The organism is Streptomyces sp. NBC_00239 (assembly GCF_036194065.1).
Taxonomy (GTDB): Bacteria; Actinomycetota; Actinomycetes; order Streptomycetales; family Streptomycetaceae; genus Streptomyces.
This window is the reverse complement of sequence record NZ_CP108095.1, coordinates 2,745,966-2,761,408: the sequence shown is the minus strand read 5'-3', so window position 1 is coordinate 2,761,408 and position 15,443 is coordinate 2,745,966. Positions and strand designations below refer to the sequence as shown.

11 protein-coding genes are annotated in these 15,443 nt (G+C 73.3%); 10 read left to right on the top strand and 1 reads right to left on the bottom strand.

Annotated elements, in window-relative coordinates:
- Positions 1–15 precede the first annotated feature (15 nt).
- Positions 16–978: an NADP-dependent oxidoreductase gene (locus OG764_RS11975; RefSeq protein WP_443055898.1), complete on the bottom strand. Its 963-nt coding sequence runs from the start codon at positions 976–978 to the stop codon at positions 16–18.
- A 107-nt stretch (positions 979–1,085) separates the two neighbouring features.
- Between OG764_RS11975 and OG764_RS11970 the strand changes: the two genes are divergently transcribed.
- From OG764_RS11970 to gatA, 10 genes are all read left to right on the top strand, one after another.
- On the top strand, positions 1,086–2,075 hold the full coding sequence (locus OG764_RS11970; RefSeq protein WP_328968406.1) for a GlxA family transcriptional regulator: 990 nt from the start codon (positions 1,086–1,088) through the stop codon (positions 2,073–2,075).
- A gap of 143 nt (positions 2,076–2,218) precedes the next feature.
- Complete coding sequence (locus OG764_RS11965) at positions 2,219–5,611, top strand: S8 family peptidase (protein WP_328968405.1); 3,393 nt, start codon at positions 2,219–2,221, stop codon at positions 5,609–5,611.
- Positions 5,612–5,844: 233 nt separating this feature from the next.
- Entirely contained in the window at positions 5,845–6,189 is a 345-nt protein-coding gene (locus OG764_RS11960; protein ID WP_328968404.1) for a DUF1330 domain-containing protein, read from the top strand.
- 89 nt (positions 6,190–6,278) lie between these two features.
- A complete protein-coding gene (locus OG764_RS11955) occupies positions 6,279–6,968 on the top strand; it encodes an SDR family oxidoreductase (protein WP_328968403.1) in 690 nt (229 codons plus the stop codon).
- On the top strand, positions 6,965–7,948 hold the full coding sequence (locus tag OG764_RS11950) for a methionine synthase (RefSeq protein WP_328968402.1): 984 nt from the start codon (positions 6,965–6,967) through the stop codon (positions 7,946–7,948). The genes OG764_RS11955 and OG764_RS11950 overlap by 4 nt, the downstream gene beginning before the upstream one ends.
- 22 nt (positions 7,949–7,970) lie before the next feature.
- Complete coding sequence (ligA, locus tag OG764_RS11945) at positions 7,971–10,187, top strand: NAD-dependent DNA ligase LigA (RefSeq protein WP_328968401.1); 2,217 nt, start codon at positions 7,971–7,973, stop codon at positions 10,185–10,187.
- Positions 10,188–10,469: 282 nt separating this feature from the next.
- Entirely contained in the window at positions 10,470–12,662 is a 2,193-nt protein-coding gene (locus tag OG764_RS11940; RefSeq protein WP_443055896.1) for a putative bifunctional diguanylate cyclase/phosphodiesterase, read from the top strand.
- Positions 12,663–12,758: 96 nt separating this feature from the next.
- On the top strand, positions 12,759–13,466 hold the full coding sequence (locus tag OG764_RS11935; protein ID WP_328968400.1) for a CAP domain-containing protein: 708 nt from the start codon (positions 12,759–12,761) through the stop codon (positions 13,464–13,466).
- A 176-nt stretch (positions 13,467–13,642) separates the two neighbouring features.
- The gene (gene gatC / locus OG764_RS11930; RefSeq protein ID WP_226734775.1) at positions 13,643–13,939 is read left to right on the top strand and encodes an Asp-tRNA(Asn)/Glu-tRNA(Gln) amidotransferase subunit GatC; all 297 of its coding nucleotides are present in this window, start codon (positions 13,643–13,645) and stop codon (positions 13,937–13,939) included.
- Between the two features lie 5 nt (positions 13,940–13,944).
- Positions 13,945–15,438, top strand: a complete 1,494-nt coding sequence (gene gatA, locus OG764_RS11925; RefSeq protein WP_328968399.1) for an Asp-tRNA(Asn)/Glu-tRNA(Gln) amidotransferase subunit GatA — start codon at positions 13,945–13,947, stop codon at positions 15,436–15,438.
- The last annotated feature ends 5 nt before the right edge of the window (positions 15,439–15,443 follow it).

Below are 15,443 nucleotides of genomic sequence, written 5' to 3'. Positions count from 1 at the left end.
GCCGACGAGGTGCCCTCACAGCACCGACAGGACGATCTTGCCGGTGGTGCGGCCCTGCTCGCCCAGCTCGTGGGCGCGGGCGGCCTCGGCGAGCGGGATCACGGTGTCCACCAGCGGCTTCAGCTCGCCGCGCTGCACCAGCGCGGCGATCTCCCGCAGGCCCAGGTGGTCCGGCTCCACCAGCACCCACTGGGCCAGCACGCCACCGGTCTCGGCCGGGACGTCGCCCGGCCCGGGCAGGGTGATCAGCCGGCCGCCGGCCCGGAGCACCTTCAGGGACCGCTGCGCGGTCTCGCCGCCGAGCCCGTCCAGCACCACGTCCACGTCGGACACCTCGTCCTCGAAGCGCACGGCGCGGTAGTCGATCACCTCGTCCGCGCCGAGCGAGCGCACCAGGTCGTGCTTGGCGGCGCTGGCCGTGCCGATCACGTACGCGCCGCGCGCCTTGGCGATCTGCACGGCGAAGTGCCCGACGCCGCCGGCCGCCGCGTGCACCAGCACCCGCTGCCCGGGCCGCACGTCGGCCGTGTCCACCAGGGCCTGCCAGGCGGTCAGCGCGGCCAGCGGCAGGGCCGCCGCCTCCACGTGCGTCAGGGACGCCGGCTTGGGCGCGAGGTGCCGGGCCGGGGCCACCACGTACTCGGCGTATCCGCCCGCCTGGCGGGGGAACAGCGGCATTCCGAAGACCTCGTCGCCGGGGCTGAAGACTCCCACGCCGGGGCCGACCGCCTCCACCGTGCCCGACACGTCCCAGCCGACCGCCGGCAGCGGGCCCCACTCGATCAGCGCCCCGCTGGCGCGGGTCTTCCAGTCCACCGGGTTCACGCCGGCCGCGTGGACGCGGACCAGGACCTCGCCCAGACCCGGCTCGGGGCGGTCGAGCTCGGCCACGGTCAGGGTCTCGGGTCCGCCCCACTGGTTGACGACGACGGCGCGCATGGTGATCTCCCAAAGGATCGATGAATCAATGGATTGCATGGTTTTCTGATGATTTCGGCTGGTTTCCCCGGCCGGTGGGACCAGCATGGCCGAGTGCGCGGCCGAAGTGTTGTGGCCGGATGGCCGCCATGTGACAGAATCTGGCCATGGAGTCCGTCCCGTACGTCCCGCACCGTGTCGCCGTCCTCGCGCTCCCCGGGGTCCCCCCGTTCGAGCTGGGGATCCCCTCCCGGGTCTTCGGCAGCGCCGTCGACGGCGACGGCCGGCCGCTCTACGAGGTCACCGTCTGCACCTCCGACGGCGGCCCGGTGCTCAGCGACGCCGGGTTCACCGTCCAGCCCGCGGCCGGCCCCGAGGCCCTGGCCGCCGCCGACACCGTGATCGTCCCGCCCACCCACGCCATGCCCGAGCTCGGCGAGGGCGGGCCGCTGCCCGCCGAGGTCACCGCGGCCATCGCGGGGATCCGGTCCGGCACCCGGCTGGTGTCCATCTGCACCGGGTCGTACGTGCTCGCCGCCGCCGGACTCCTCGACGGCCGGCCCGCCACCACCCACTGGAACCTCGCCCCCGAGTTCCGCCGGGCCTACCCCAAGGTCAAGGTCGACGAGGAGGTCCTCTTCGTCGACGACGGGGACGTGCTGACCTCGGCGGGCGTGGCCGCCGGCGTCGACCTCTGCCTGCACCTGATCCGCCGGGACCACGGCGCCGCCGTCGCCAACCGGGCCGCCCGGATGTGCGTCGTACCCCCGTGGCGGGACGGCGGCCAGGCCCAGTACATCGACCGGCCGGTCCCCGAACCCGCCGTCGCCACCACCGCCACCACCCGCGGATGGGCCCTGGAGCGCCTCGGCGAACCGCTGTCGCTGGCGCAGCTCGCCGGGCACGCGCGGATGAGCGTGCGCACCTTCACCCGCCGCTTCCGCGAGGAGGTCGGCCTCACCCCGGTCCAGTGGCTCACCGCCCAGCGCCTCGAACTGGCCCGCCAGCTCCTGGAGTCGAGCGACCTGCCGGTGGACCTGGTGGCCCATCGGGCGGGGTTCGGTTCGGCCAACTCGCTGCGCCAGCACATGCGTGCGGCGTTCGGCGTCTCGCCCATCGGCTACCGCAAGACCTTCCAGGCCCGGGCCGCAGCCTGACGCCCGGGGGCGCCCGCGGAGGCCGTCCGTCCGGCCCGCCCCGTCACTTCACTCCCAACTGTCATATTCGGACACGTTGTTGAGCGATTCGCACACCCGGGTGATACTGCCCGTTCCGGGGGGCGAGCCCCGTCCCCCGCGCGATGACCTCTCAACCGGGGGATGACTTGCGTAAAGAACTGAAGCGGGCGGGTGCGGCCGGTGTCGCCGCGGCCGCCGCAGTGGCCCTCCTGGCGGGACTGACCACCCCGTCCGCGGCCCAGACCGTCCGCACCGCCGATCCCTTCGCGGCCGCCGCTCCGACCACCGCGGCCGCGGGCAAGGGACTCACCCGCATCACGCTCGTCACCGGCGACCGCGTGGTCGTCGACGCCAAGGGCCGGGCCGTCGGCCTCGAACGGGCTCCCGGCCGGGCCCGGATACCCGTCTCCGTGCAGCACGACCGCGGCCACACCAGCGTCGTGCCCGCCGACGCCCGCCGGCTCATCGCCGACGGCACCCTCGACGCCCGGCTCTTCGACATCACCGAGCGCAGCCGCCCCGAGTACCGGGCCGCGCACGGCGACCGGCTCCGGCTGATCGTCGGCTACCGGGGCGCCGCCCCCGCCGCACGGGCCGCGCTGCACTCCGCGGGCGACACCGAGGTCCGCCGCACCTTCACCTCGATCGGCGCCGAGGCCCTCAGCGCCGCACCGCGGGACGCGGCCGAGGTCTGGGAGGCCCTCACCGACCGCGGCGGCGCCGGCAGCCGCACCGCCGCCGCCGGCATCGCCCGGATCTGGCTCGACGGGATCCGCACGGCGAGCCTCGACAAGAGCACCCGGCAGATCGGCGCCGACAAGGCCTGGGCCGCCGGATACGACGGCAAGGGCGTGAAGATCGCCGTCCTGGACACCGGAGTCGACGCCGCGCACGCCGACCTCGCCGGCCAGGTGCTCGCCGAGAAGAACTTCTCCTCCTCCGCCGACGCCAAGGACCGCTTCGGCCACGGCACGCACGTCGCGTCCATCGCCGCCGGCACCGGCGCCGCCTCGGGCGGCACGTACAAGGGCGTCGCCCCGGGCGCCAAGCTCCTCAACGCCAAGGTCCTCGACGACAACGGCTCCGGCGACGACTCCGGCATCCTCGCCGGCATGGAGTGGGCCGTCGCCCAGGGCGCCGACGTCGTCAACCTCAGCCTCGGCGGCGGCGACACCCCGGAACTCGACCCGCTCGAAGCCGCCGTGAACAGGCTGAGCGCCGACAAGGGCGTGCTGTTCGCCATCGCCGCCGGCAACAACGGCCAGGGCGGCCCGGGCACCGTCTCCTCCCCGGGCAGCGCCGACGCCGCGCTCACCGTCGGCGCCGTCAACGTCGCCGACAAGCTGGCCCCGTTCTCCAGCATCGGCCCGCGGGTCGGCGACGGCGCCATCAAGCCCGACGTCACCGCCCCCGGCGTCGCCATCACCGCGGCCGCCGCGCCCGGCAGCGTCATCGAGCGCGAGGTGGGCCAGAAGCCGCCCGGCTACCTGACGATCTCCGGCACCTCGATGGCCACCCCGCACGTCGCGGGCGCCGCCGCGCTGCTCAAGCAGCAGCACCCGCAGTGGAAGGGCGACCGCCTCAAGGGCGTCCTGACCGCCTCCACCAAGCCCGGCGCGTACAGCGCGTTCCAGCAGGGCAGCGGCCGGATCGCGGTCGACCGGGCGATCCGGCAGAGCGTGGTCGCCGAACCCGTGTCGCTGTCCTACGGCGTCCAGCAGTGGCCCCACCAGGACGACAAGCCGGTCACCAAGGACCTCACCTACCGCAACCTCGGCAGCGCGCCCGTCACCCTCGACCTCGCCGTCGCCACCACCGGCCCCGACGGCAAGCCCGCCCCGGCCGGCTTCTTCACCCTCGGCGCCCGGAAGGTCACCGTCCCCGCCGGCGGCACCGCCACCGTCGCCCTGACGGCCGACACCCGCGGCGACGACAACCGGGACGGCGCCTACAGCGCGTACGTCACCGCGACCGGCGGCGGCCAGAGCGTGCGCACCGCGGCCGCCGTGGACCGTGAGAGCGAGTCCTACGACGTCACCGTCAAGCAGATCGGCCGCGACGGGAAGCCCGCCGCCTACTCCGGCAGCACCCTGATCGGCCTGTCGGGCCCCGCCTCCCAGCGGCGCTTCGAGGGCTCCGACGCGTCCGGCACCTTCACCCTGCGCGTGCCCCGCGGCGGCTACCTCCTCGACGCCATCTTCATCAACAACCTCGAGGACATCCGGGCCGGCGTCGACTGGATCGCCCAGCCCCGGCTGACGGTCCGCGGCAACACCACCCTGACCGTGGACGCGCGCACCGCCCGCCCGGTGGACATCACCGTCCCCGCGGCCGGAGCCAAGTCCCTTTTCGCCTCCCCGAGTTACTGGGTGCGATCGGGCGCCAACGAATTCGGGTTCGGCTGGTGGCTCGACTCGTACGAGGGCTTCCGCACCGGCCACCGCGGCCCCGACGCCGACTTCGGCACGCTCACCCAGCAGTTCGACGCCCACTGGCAGAAGGGCGCGTCCGACGAATACCACGCGGTGCTCGGCGGCCCCGTCCGGCGCCTGGCCAACGGCTACACCAAGCACCTGCGCGCCGCCGACCTCGCCACCGTGACGGTGGACCAGGGCGTCGCGGCCGCCGGCAAGGAAGGCGCGCTCAACGCCCTCGGCTGGCTGCCCGCCCCCACGGGCGCCTCGTCCGTCTCCATCCCGCGCCCGCTGCCCACGACGGCCACGATGCACCTGTCCACCCTGGCCGGGGTGCGGTGGGACACCCGCTTCGAGCAGTCCGCCGGCCGTGACGCCGACGGCTTCCCGATCGTCGAGGCGCAGTACGGCACCGACAGCCCGAAGGCCTACCAGGGCGGCAAGAGCTACCGGGAGCGCTTCAACACCGGAGTGTTCGGGCCCAAGGTCGGCAGCGGACTCGGCGTCCTGCGCCACCGCAACACGATCACCGGCCTCCTGCCGCTGTTCGCCGACGGCTCGAACCACAGCGGCGCGAGCAACTACACCAAGGCCGAGACGGTCCTCTACCGCAACGGGGTGCCCGTCGGCCGCAGCTCCACCCCGCCGCAGGGCGAGGACAGCTTCACCGTGCCGGCCGGCGACGCCGCCTACAAGCTGACCGCCAAGGTCGACCGCAGCCCGCTGCTGTCGATGGTCTCCACCCGGGTCCAGGCCAGCTGGTGGTTCCGCTCGCAGAAGACCGCGAAGGCCGAGCAACTGCCGGTCTCCGTCGTCCGCTTCCGCCCGGAGCTGGCCCTCGACAACACCTCCCCGGCGGGCCGCACCGTCACCGTCCCGCTGACCGTCCAGGGCCCCGCCAAGGGCTCCGGCCTGAAGTCCCTGGCCGCCTACGTCTCGTACGACGACGGCTACACCTGGAAGGCCCTGACCGTCACCGACGGCCGGGTCTCCGTGAAGAACCCGGCCAAGGGCAAGCGGGTCTCGCTGCGCGCCGTGGTCGTGGACCGGGGCGGCAACAAGGCCGACCTGAGCATCATCGGCGCCTACTGCACCGGCTGACCGGACCGGCCGACCGGACCGACTGACCGGACCGGCCGACCGGCACACCTCGGCGGGCCCGCCGGAGCTCCTGCTCCGGCGGGCCCGTCCGCGTCCCCCGCCGGGTCCCGGACCGCCCTTACCCCGGACGTAATCGACCCCCCGGCCGCGGCCCGGCAGGATCGGACCACAGCCGGAACGGAGCCGCCCGCACGGCGGCCACCGCGGCCCGACAGGATTCGGAGCACACCGCCATGACCGCATACGCGATAGCCCACCTGCGCCCCCGGCAGATCAACGCCGAGGTCCTCGACTACATGGAGCGGGTGCAGGGCACCCTCGACCCCTTCGGCGGCCGGTTCCTCGTCCACGGCGCCGTGCCCGAGGTGATGGAAGGGCCCTTCGAGGGCACGGTCGTCGTCGTGGCCTTCCCGGGCATCGACGAGGCCCGCGGCTGGTACGCGTCGCCCGCCTACCAGGAGATCCTGCCGCTGCGCACCCGCCACCTCGACGGCGAGGCGATCCTCGTGGAGGGCGTCCCCGCGGACTACGACCCCGCCTCGACGGCCGACCGGCTGCGGGCCGCCGCCGGGCTCTGACCCGGCGGGGCGGCGGCCCGGCCCCGGGTACGGCGGCCGGGCCGGGAGGCGCGTACGCGGGGCCGCGTACGGGTGCGAGCATGGGCGGTATGGCTACTCACCTGATCACCGGTGCCGGGTCCGGCATCGGCGCCGCCGTCGCGGCCCGGCTGCACGCCCGCGGCGACGACCTCGTCCTCCTCGCCCGCGATGCCGGCCGCGGTCGCCAGCTCGTCGAGCGGTACCCCGGGGCGCGGGCCCTCGTCGGCGACCTCGCCGACCCCGACCGGCTCTCGTGGGCCTTCTCCAAGCAGGCCGTTCCCGAGCGGATCGACTCCCTGCTGCACATCGCGGGGATCGTGGACCTCGGACCGGTGGGGGAGCTGCGGCCCAAGACCTGGCACCAGCAGCTCAACGTGAACCTGATCGCCCCCGCCGAGGTCACCCGGCTGCTGCTGCCCACCCTGCGCGCCTCGCACGCCGACGTGGTCTTCGTGAACTCCGGCGCGGGACTGCGCGCCCACGCCGACTGGAGTGCCTACGCCGCCTCCAAGCACGGGCTCAAGGCACTCGCCGACTCCCTCCGCGAGGAGGAGAAGGCCCACGGGATCCGCGTGACCTCCGTGTACCCCGGGCGCACCGCCAGCCCCATGCAGGCCAAGGTGCACTCCCAGGAGGGCAAGGACTACGAGCCCGCCGCCTGGATCGACCCCGAGTCCGTGGCGACGACCATCGTCATGGCCATCGACCTGCCGCGCGACGCCGAGGTCAACGACCTGACCGTCAGGCCCGGCCGATGAGCGCGGGCGCCACCGGCGTCGGCTCGCTGCCCGGCGGCGACGCCCGCGAGGCCGCCAAGACGGTGACGGGCTCCTTCGAGGAGTTCCCGTACCTCGCCGAACTGCCCGCCCGCGGCCCCGGCGCCGACATGATCGGCCGTTCCCTCGGGCTGCTGGTCGACATGTACGCGCACGTCGAGCCGAGCGGCTGGCGGATCAGCGACCGACCGGGCCGGGACTCGAAGCGGGCCCGGTCCTGGCTCGGCGAGGACCTCGACGCGCTGGAGGAGTTCACCCAGGGGTACACGGGGAAGCTCAAGATCCAGGCCGTCGGGCCGTGGACGCTCGCCGCCGCCCTGGAACTGCACGGCGGCGAGGCGATGCTCCAGGACGCGGGCGCCTGCCGGGACCTGGCCGGATCGCTCGCCGAGGGCCTGCGCGACCACCTGGCCGACGTCCGCAAGCGCATCCCCGGCGCCGACGTCGTGCTCCAGCTCGACGAGCCCTCGCTGACCGCCGTCCTGCTCGGACGGGTGCGTTCCGCCAGCGGCTACCGGACGTACCGGGCAGTGGACCGGCAGGTCGTCGAGGGCGCGCTGCGCGAGCTGTTCGCCGTCCACGACGGGGACGTCGTCGTCCACTCCTGCGCCCCCGAAGTCCCCTTCGGGCTGCTGCGCCGGGCCGGCGCAGCGGGCGTGTCGTTCGATTTCTCGCTGCTCACCGAGCGCGAGGACGATGCGATCGGCGAAGCCGTCGAAGGCGGCACGAAACTCTTCGTCGGAGTGGTGCCCGGCACCGACGGCCCGTTGTCGGACCCGGCCGGTAGCGTCATGGGTGTCAGGAAGCTCTGGCGCAGGCTGGGCCTGGCCCCGGGGACTCTCGCCGAGTCCGTCGTGGTCACTCCGTCGTGCGGTCTGGCGGGCGCTTCGCCCGCCTACGCCCGCGCGGCGCAGGCCCACTGCGTCAAGGCGGCGAGGTCGCTCGCCGACAACCCTGAGTGATGGTTCAACGGGAGGACAGGGCATGGCAGCCGAACAGAAGCAGGGCGACGGGACGACCGTGGAGACGGGCGCGCAGACGCCCGCCGACGTGCGCGAGCAGCACGCGCTGCTCGCGGAGCAGGTCGAGGAGCACCGCTTCCGGTACTACGTGAACGACCAGCCGGTCGTCAGCGACGCCGAGTTCGACAAGCTGCTGCGCTCGCTGGAGGCGCTGGAGGAGCAGTACCCGGAGCTGCGCACCCCGGACTCGCCCACCCAGAAGGTGGCCGGGGCGTACGAGACGGACTTCGCCTCGGTAGAGCACCGGGAGCGGATGCTCTCCCTCGACAACGCCTTCGACGACGAGGAACTGGCCGCCTGGGCCGAGCGGGTGGCCCGGGACGTGAACACCCCGGACTTCCACTACCTGTGCGAGCTGAAGGTCGACGGCCTCGCGGTCAACCTGACGTACGAGAACGGGCGGCTGACCCGGGCCGCCACCCGCGGCGACGGCCGCACCGGCGAGGACATCACGCCCAACGTCCGCACGATCGCGGAGATCCCCGACCGGCTCAAGGGCGACCGGATCCCCGCCCTGGTCGAGATCCGCGGCGAGGTCTTCTTCCCGATGGAGAAGTTCGAGGAGCTCAACGCGCGGCTGGTCGAGACCGAGGGCAAGCCCTTCGCCAACCCGCGCAACGCCGCGGCCGGTTCGCTGCGGCAGAAGGACCCCAAGGTCACCGCGAGCCGCCCGCTGCACATGGTCGTCCACGGCATCGGCGCGCGCGAGGGCTTCGAGATCGAGCGCCAGTCGCAGGCGTACGAGCTGCTGCACGAGTGGGGCCTGCCCACCGCCCGGCACAACAAGGTGGTCTCCTCGCTCGGCGAAGTCCGCGCGTTCATCACGGAGTTCGGCGAGAACCGGCACTCGGTGGAGCACGAGATCGACGGCGTGGTCGTCAAGCTGGACGAGATCGCCCTCCAGGGCCGGCTCGGCTCCACGGCGCGCGCCCCCCGCTGGGCCATCGCCTGGAAGTACGCCCCCGAAGAGGTCAACACCAAGCTCGTCGACATCAAGGTCGGCGTCGGCCGCACCGGACGCGTGACCCCGTACGCGCAGGTGGAGCCGGTCACGGTGGCCGGTTCCGAGGTCGAGTTCGCGACCCTGCACAACCAGGAGGTCGTCAAGGCCAAGGGCGTCCTCATCGGGGACACCGTCGTGCTGCGCAAGGCGGGCGACGTCATTCCCGAGATCCTCGGGCCCGTGGTGGACCTGCGGGACGGCAGCGAGCGCCCCTTCGAGATGCCGACCCACTGCCCGGAGTGCGGAACGGAGCTGAAGGCGATGAAGGAGGGCGACATCGACGTGCGCTGTCCCAACGCCCGTACCTGTCCGGCGCAGTTGCGCGAGCGGCTCTTCTACCTGGCCGGCCGTGCCTGCCTGGACATCAAGAACTTCGGGTACGTCGCTTCGGCGGCGCTCACCCAGCCGCTGGAGCCCTCGGTCCCCCCGATGGCGAACGAGGGCGACCTCTTCGGCCTCACTCTGGATCAGCTGCTCCCCATCACCTCCTACGTGCGGGACCAGGACTCGGGTCAGCCCAAGATCGACCCGAAGACCGGCGAGCCGAAGATCGTCACCTTCTTCGCCAACAAGGAGGGCGAGCCCAAGGCCAACACGCTGGCCATGCTCGCGAACATCGAGGTCGCCAAGAGCCAGCCGCTCGCGCGTGTCATCAATGGCCTGTCGATCCGTCACGTCGGCCCGGTCGCGGCGGCGGCGCTGGCCCGCGAGTTCCGCTCGATCGAGCGGATCGAGCAGGCGACGCAGGAGGAACTGGCCGCGACCGACGGGGTGGGAGCGATCATCGCGGCCTCGGTGAAGGAGTGGTTCGCCGAGGACTGGCACCAGGAGATCCTGCGCAAGTGGCGGGAAGCCGGGGTCCGGATGGAGGAGGAAGGTTCCGGCGAGGAGGAGGGGCCGCGCCCGTTGGAGGGGCTGACCGTCGTGGTGACCGGCACCCTGAAGGACCACACCCGAGACGGCGCGAAGGACGCGCTGCAGAGCCGCGGCGCCAAGGTCACCGGATCCGTCTCGAAGAAGACCTCCTTCGTGGTCGTGGGCGAGAACCCCGGATCGAAGTACGACAAGGCGATGCAGCTGAAACTGGCCGTACTCGACGACGCGGGCTTCGCCGTCCTGCTGGAGCAGGGACCCGAGGCCGCGCGCGAAGCCGCGCTTCCGGTTGAGGGGGAATAGTGCCCGCACAGAGCTAGCCAGCGACCCGTCAACTGTCGGATCATCAGATGGGCGACGGGGGGCCCGGTCTGCTCTCACCCGTTCGGCGGATACCGTACTGATGAGGATGGCTGGGTCGCATTCGGGCAACCGCCGCCGACCGCTGCCCCTGGATGCCTCCCGCGGCCTACTGTTGAGGGGTGCGCCTGTCGTGCACGGCTGCGTGGTGCAATTCCAGTCGTGATGGCATGACATCGGGGCCATCGCGTGGCATCGGCATCGCCGGCTGTGAGAGGGACGGGCATGAAACCCACCGAAAGCGCCGACCCGTCACCTGAAAGCGGCGGGAACCTCCCCGCCCTGCGGGGTCGACGGCTCGGCGTCCTGGGATCCCGGATGCCCGAGACCCACCCGCTCGACGCCGGGGCCGGGCGGCGCGCCGTGCTGCCGCTCGCCGTCATCACCACCGCCACCGTGGTCCTGGTCGCCGGAGTGGCCCGGGCCATCGGCGAGGGCCACGCGCTGTTCCCCGGCGCCACCGTCGGCTGGTCCCTGGCCCTGCTCACCGGCATCATCGTCGGCCACCTCGTCGCCCTCGGCCGGGACCGCTGGTGGGGCGGCACCGGCTCCGGCGCCGCCCTCACCCTGGGCGTCCTGCTGCTCTACGGCTGGGTGCCCGCCGGACTCGTCAGCCTCTCCGTGGTCTCCCTGGTCGGCGCCGCCCGCCGGCACCGCTGGCGGCAGGGCCTCCTGCACGGCGCCGCCGACGTCCTCGGCATCGGCGCCGGCGCCCTCGTCCTCGCCGTCTTCGGCGACGCGCCCGCCGTGGAAGCCCCCTGGCTGCCCAGCGGATGGGGCGCCGACGCCGTCCCCGAGGTCGTCCTGGTCGCCCTCGCCTACCTCACCGTCACCCGGGTGCTGCTCTGGTGCGCACTCGCCCCGCGCGGCGGCGGACTGCCCACCGTCGCCCGCACCGCGATGATCCGTCAGGCCCTCGTCGCCGTCGCCCTGCTGGGCATCGCCCCGCTGATCTGCGTGGTCGCCACCAGCATGCCGGTGCTGCTGCCGCTGTTCGCCGTACCGCTCATCGCACTCGACTCCACCCTGTGGATCGCCCGCGCCCGCGCCGAGGAACAACTGCGCGACCCGCTCACCGGCCTGCCCAACCGGCAATGGCTACTGGAACGCACCTGGACCGCCCTCGACCAGGCCGAACGCCTCGGCACCCGGTCCGCCCTCGTCCTGATCGACCTCGACCGCTTCCGCGCCGTCAACGACACCCTGGGCCACCTGGCCGGCGACCGGCTGCTGCTCCAGATCGCCGAGCGGCTGCGCCTGGCGCTGCCCCGGCACGCCGAGGCGGCCCGGCTCGGCGGCGACGAGTTCGCCGTCCTGCTGCCGCTCGCCGACTCCACCACCAGCGCCCAGCGGATCGCCCGCCATCTCGTCGCCGAGCTCAGCTCCCCGCTCGACCTCGACGGCCTCACCCTCGTCCTGGAGGCCAGCGCCGGCCTCGCCGTCTTCCCCGACCACGCCCTCGACGCCGAAGGGCTGCTGCGCCGCGCCGACGTCGCCATGTACCAGGCCAAGCGCGATCGCACCGGCGTCGAGGTCTACGAGTCCAAACGGGACAGCAACACCCCCGACCGGCTCGGCCTCCTCGGCGACCTGCGGCGCGCCCTCGACGCGAGCGAGGTCGAGCTCCACTACCAGCCCAAGGTCCGCTTCGACGGCCAGGTGGCCGGACTGGAGGCCCTGGTGCGCTGGGTGCACCCGGAGCGCGGCCGGGTCCCCCCGGACGAGTTCATCGCCATCGCCGAGACCTCCGGCCTGATGCCGCACCTGACCGAGTACGTCCTGGAGACGGCGCTCGCCCAGGTCGCCCGCTGGCGCGCCCAGGGCCTGAAGGTGCCGGTCGCCGTCAACGTCTCCCCGCGCGACGTCCACACCCCCGGCTTCGCGGGCGCGGTCGCGGCCCGGCTGGCCCGGCACGGGGTGCCCGCCGGCGCCCTGCAGCTGGAGATAACCGAGCACGTGCTGCTGGAGGACCCGCAGCGGGCCGCCGACACGATGGCCGGGCTCACCGGCCACGGCGTGAAGATGTCCCTCGACGACTTCGGCACCGGCTACTCCTCCCTGGTCCACCTGCGCCGGCTGCCCGTCAGCGAACTGAAGATCGACCGCTCGTTCGTCGCCCGGCTCGCGGTCGACGCCCAGGACGCGGAGATCGTGCGCTGCACCGTCGACCTCGCCCACTCGCTCGGCCTGCTGGTCGTCGCCGAGGGCGTCGAGGACGACGAGACCTGGGAGCGCCTGCGAGACCTGGGCTGCGACGCCGTACAGGGCTGGCTGGTCGCCGCCGCCATGCCGCCGGCCGAGGCCACCGCCTGGCTGCTCGCCCGCGGCGAGCGCGGCTGGCGCCGCCCCGCCGACATCACGGCGGAGCTCGCGGCCGCGGCCGCCGCGGAGAGCGCCGACCACAGCCCTCTGGCGTAACGATCACGCGGGGCCGCCGAAAAGTGTTATCCGCGGCCCCGCGGGCGGTCTCCCTCTGTAGCCGGACATTCCGGCGCACACAGAGAACGGAGTCCCATGACCGAGCACGACGCCCGTGACCGCTCCCTGCCCGCCGCCCCCGCCCCGGCCGCGGCCCCCGCGCGCCCGGCCCGCCACCGCAGGTCCCGGGGCCCGGTGACCGCCCTGTCCGTCGCCGCCCTCTCCGCGGCCGTCACCGCTGCCGCCTTCGCCTGGCCCGCCGCCGGCCAGGCCACCACCGCCGCCACCGACGCCCCGCCCGCGCCCGCCGCCGCGGCCGCGCTCGCCGGAGCCGGCGCCGCCATACCCGGGGCGGGGTCCGCAGCCGACCGCGTGGCCGAACGCGCGGCCGCAGCCGCCCCCGCCGTCTCCGCCAAGGCCGCCGCGTACGCCAAGAAGGTCATCGCCCTCGCCAACGCCGAGCGGGCCCGCGCCGGCTGCGCCCCGCTGCGCACCGACAAGCGCCTGATGGCGGCCGCCCAGGCGCACGCGAACGACATGGCCAAGCGCAACTACTACTCCCACACCAGCCCCGAGGGCCGAAGCGCCGGCGACCGGATGACCAAGGCCGGATACCGCTGGATGCGGTGGGGCGAGAACATCTACAAGAGCCCGCGCACCCCCTCCAAGGCGATGGCGGGCTGGATGGACAGCCCCGGCCACCGCGCCAACATCCTCGACTGCCGCTTCAAGGACATCGGCGTCGGCGTGAACCTCAAGAGCAACGGTCCCTGGTGGGTCCAGAACTTCGGCGCCCGCCGCTAGGGCGGCACCTCCCCGCCGCCCGCCGGGTGCTTCCCCGCGCCGGCAGGCGCCCCGCGCGGGCGGTTCGGCGGGGGCCGTGCCCCCGGCTCCCGCCGAACCGTTTCGTGGTGTGAGGGCCGAGCCCCATAGGATTGGGCCCGATACCTACACACTCACCACCCTCAGAGGATCGCTGCATGCCTGGCATCACGCGCGAGGAGGTCGCCCACCTCGCTCGGCTGGCGCGTCTGGAGCTCAAGCCCGCGGAGCTGGACCACTTCGCCGGACAGCTGGACGACATCATCGGCGCGGTCGCCCGCGTCTCCGAAGTCGCCGACCAAGACGTTCCGCCGACTTCCCACCCGCTGCCGCTGACCAACGTCATGCGCGCGGACGAAGTCCGTCCCTCGCTCACCCCCGAGCAGGCGCTCTCCGGAGCCCCCGCGCAGGAGCAGCAGCGTTTCAAGGTGCCGCAGATCCTGGGGGAGGACTAATCACCATGTCCGAGATCATCAAGCTCACCGCGGCCGAGATCGCCGCGAAGATCGCTTCCGGCGAGCTCACGGCCGTCGAGGTCACCGAGGCCCACCTGGCGCGCATCGACGCCGTCGACGAGAAGGTCCACGCCTTCCTGCACGTCGACCGCGAGGGCGCGCTCGCGCAGGCCCGCGCCGTCGACGCCAAGCGCGCCGCGGGCGAGAAGCTCGGCCCGCTGGCCGGCGTCCCGCTCGCGCTCAAGGACATCTTCACCACCAAGGGTGTGCCGACCACCGTCGGTTCGAAGATGCTCGAAGGCTGGATCCCGCCGTACGACGCCACCCTGACGCGCAAGCTGAAGGAAGCCGACGTCGTCATCCTCGGCAAGACCAACATGGACGAGTTCGCCATGGGGTCCTCCACCGAGAACAGCGCGTACGGCCCGACCGGCAACCCGTGGGACCTCACCCGGATCCCCGGCGGCTCCGGCGGCGGCTCCTCCGCGGCCCTCGCGTCGTACGAGGCCCCCCTCGCCATCGGCACCGACACCGGCGGCTCCATCCGCCAGCCCGCGGCCGTCACCGCCACCGTCGGCGTCAAGCCGACCTACGGCGGCGTCTCCCGCTACGGCATGGTCGCCTTCTCCTCCTCCCTCGACCAGGGCGGCCCCTGCGCCCGCACGGTCCTGGACGCGGCCCTGCTGCACGAGGTCATCGCCGGCCACGACCCGATGGACTCCACGTCCATCGACGCGCCGGTCCCGCCGGTCGTCGAGGCCGCGCGCAACGGCTCCGTCGCCGGCATGCGCATCGGTGTCGTCAAGCAGTTCGCGGGCGAGGGCTACCAGGCCGGCGTCGTCCAGCGCTTCAACGAGTCGGTGGAGCTCCTCAAGGAGCTGGGCGCCGAGATCGTCGAGCTGGACTGCCCGTCCTTCGACCTGGCACTCGCCGCGTACTACCTGATCGCGCCGTCCGAGTGCTCCTCCAACCTGGCCCGCTTCGACGCCATGCGCTACGGCCTGCGCGTCGGCGACGACGGCACCAAGTCCGCCGAGGACGTCACCGCCCTGACCCGCGAAGCCGGCTTCGGCGACGAGGTCAAGCGCCGCATCATCCTCGGTACGTACGCGCTCAGCTCCGGCTACTACGACGCGTACTACGGTTCGGCCCAGAAGGTCCGCACGCTCATCACGCAGGACTTCGAGAAGTCCTTCGAGCAGGTCGACGTGATCGTCTCCCCGACGACCCCGACCACCGCCTTCCCGATCGGCGAGCGCGCCGACGACCCGATGGCGATGTACCTCGCGGACCTGTGCACCATCCCGACCAACCTGGCCGGCAACTCGGCCATGTCGCTGCCCTGCGGCCTGGCGCCCGAGGACGGTCTCCCGGTCGGTCTGCAGATCATCGCCCCGGCGATGAAGGACGACCGGCTCTACAAGGTCGGTGCCGCCGTCGAGGCCGCCTTCGTCGCACGCTGGGGTCACCCGCTGCTCGAGGAGGCTCCGTCGCTGTGAGTGCC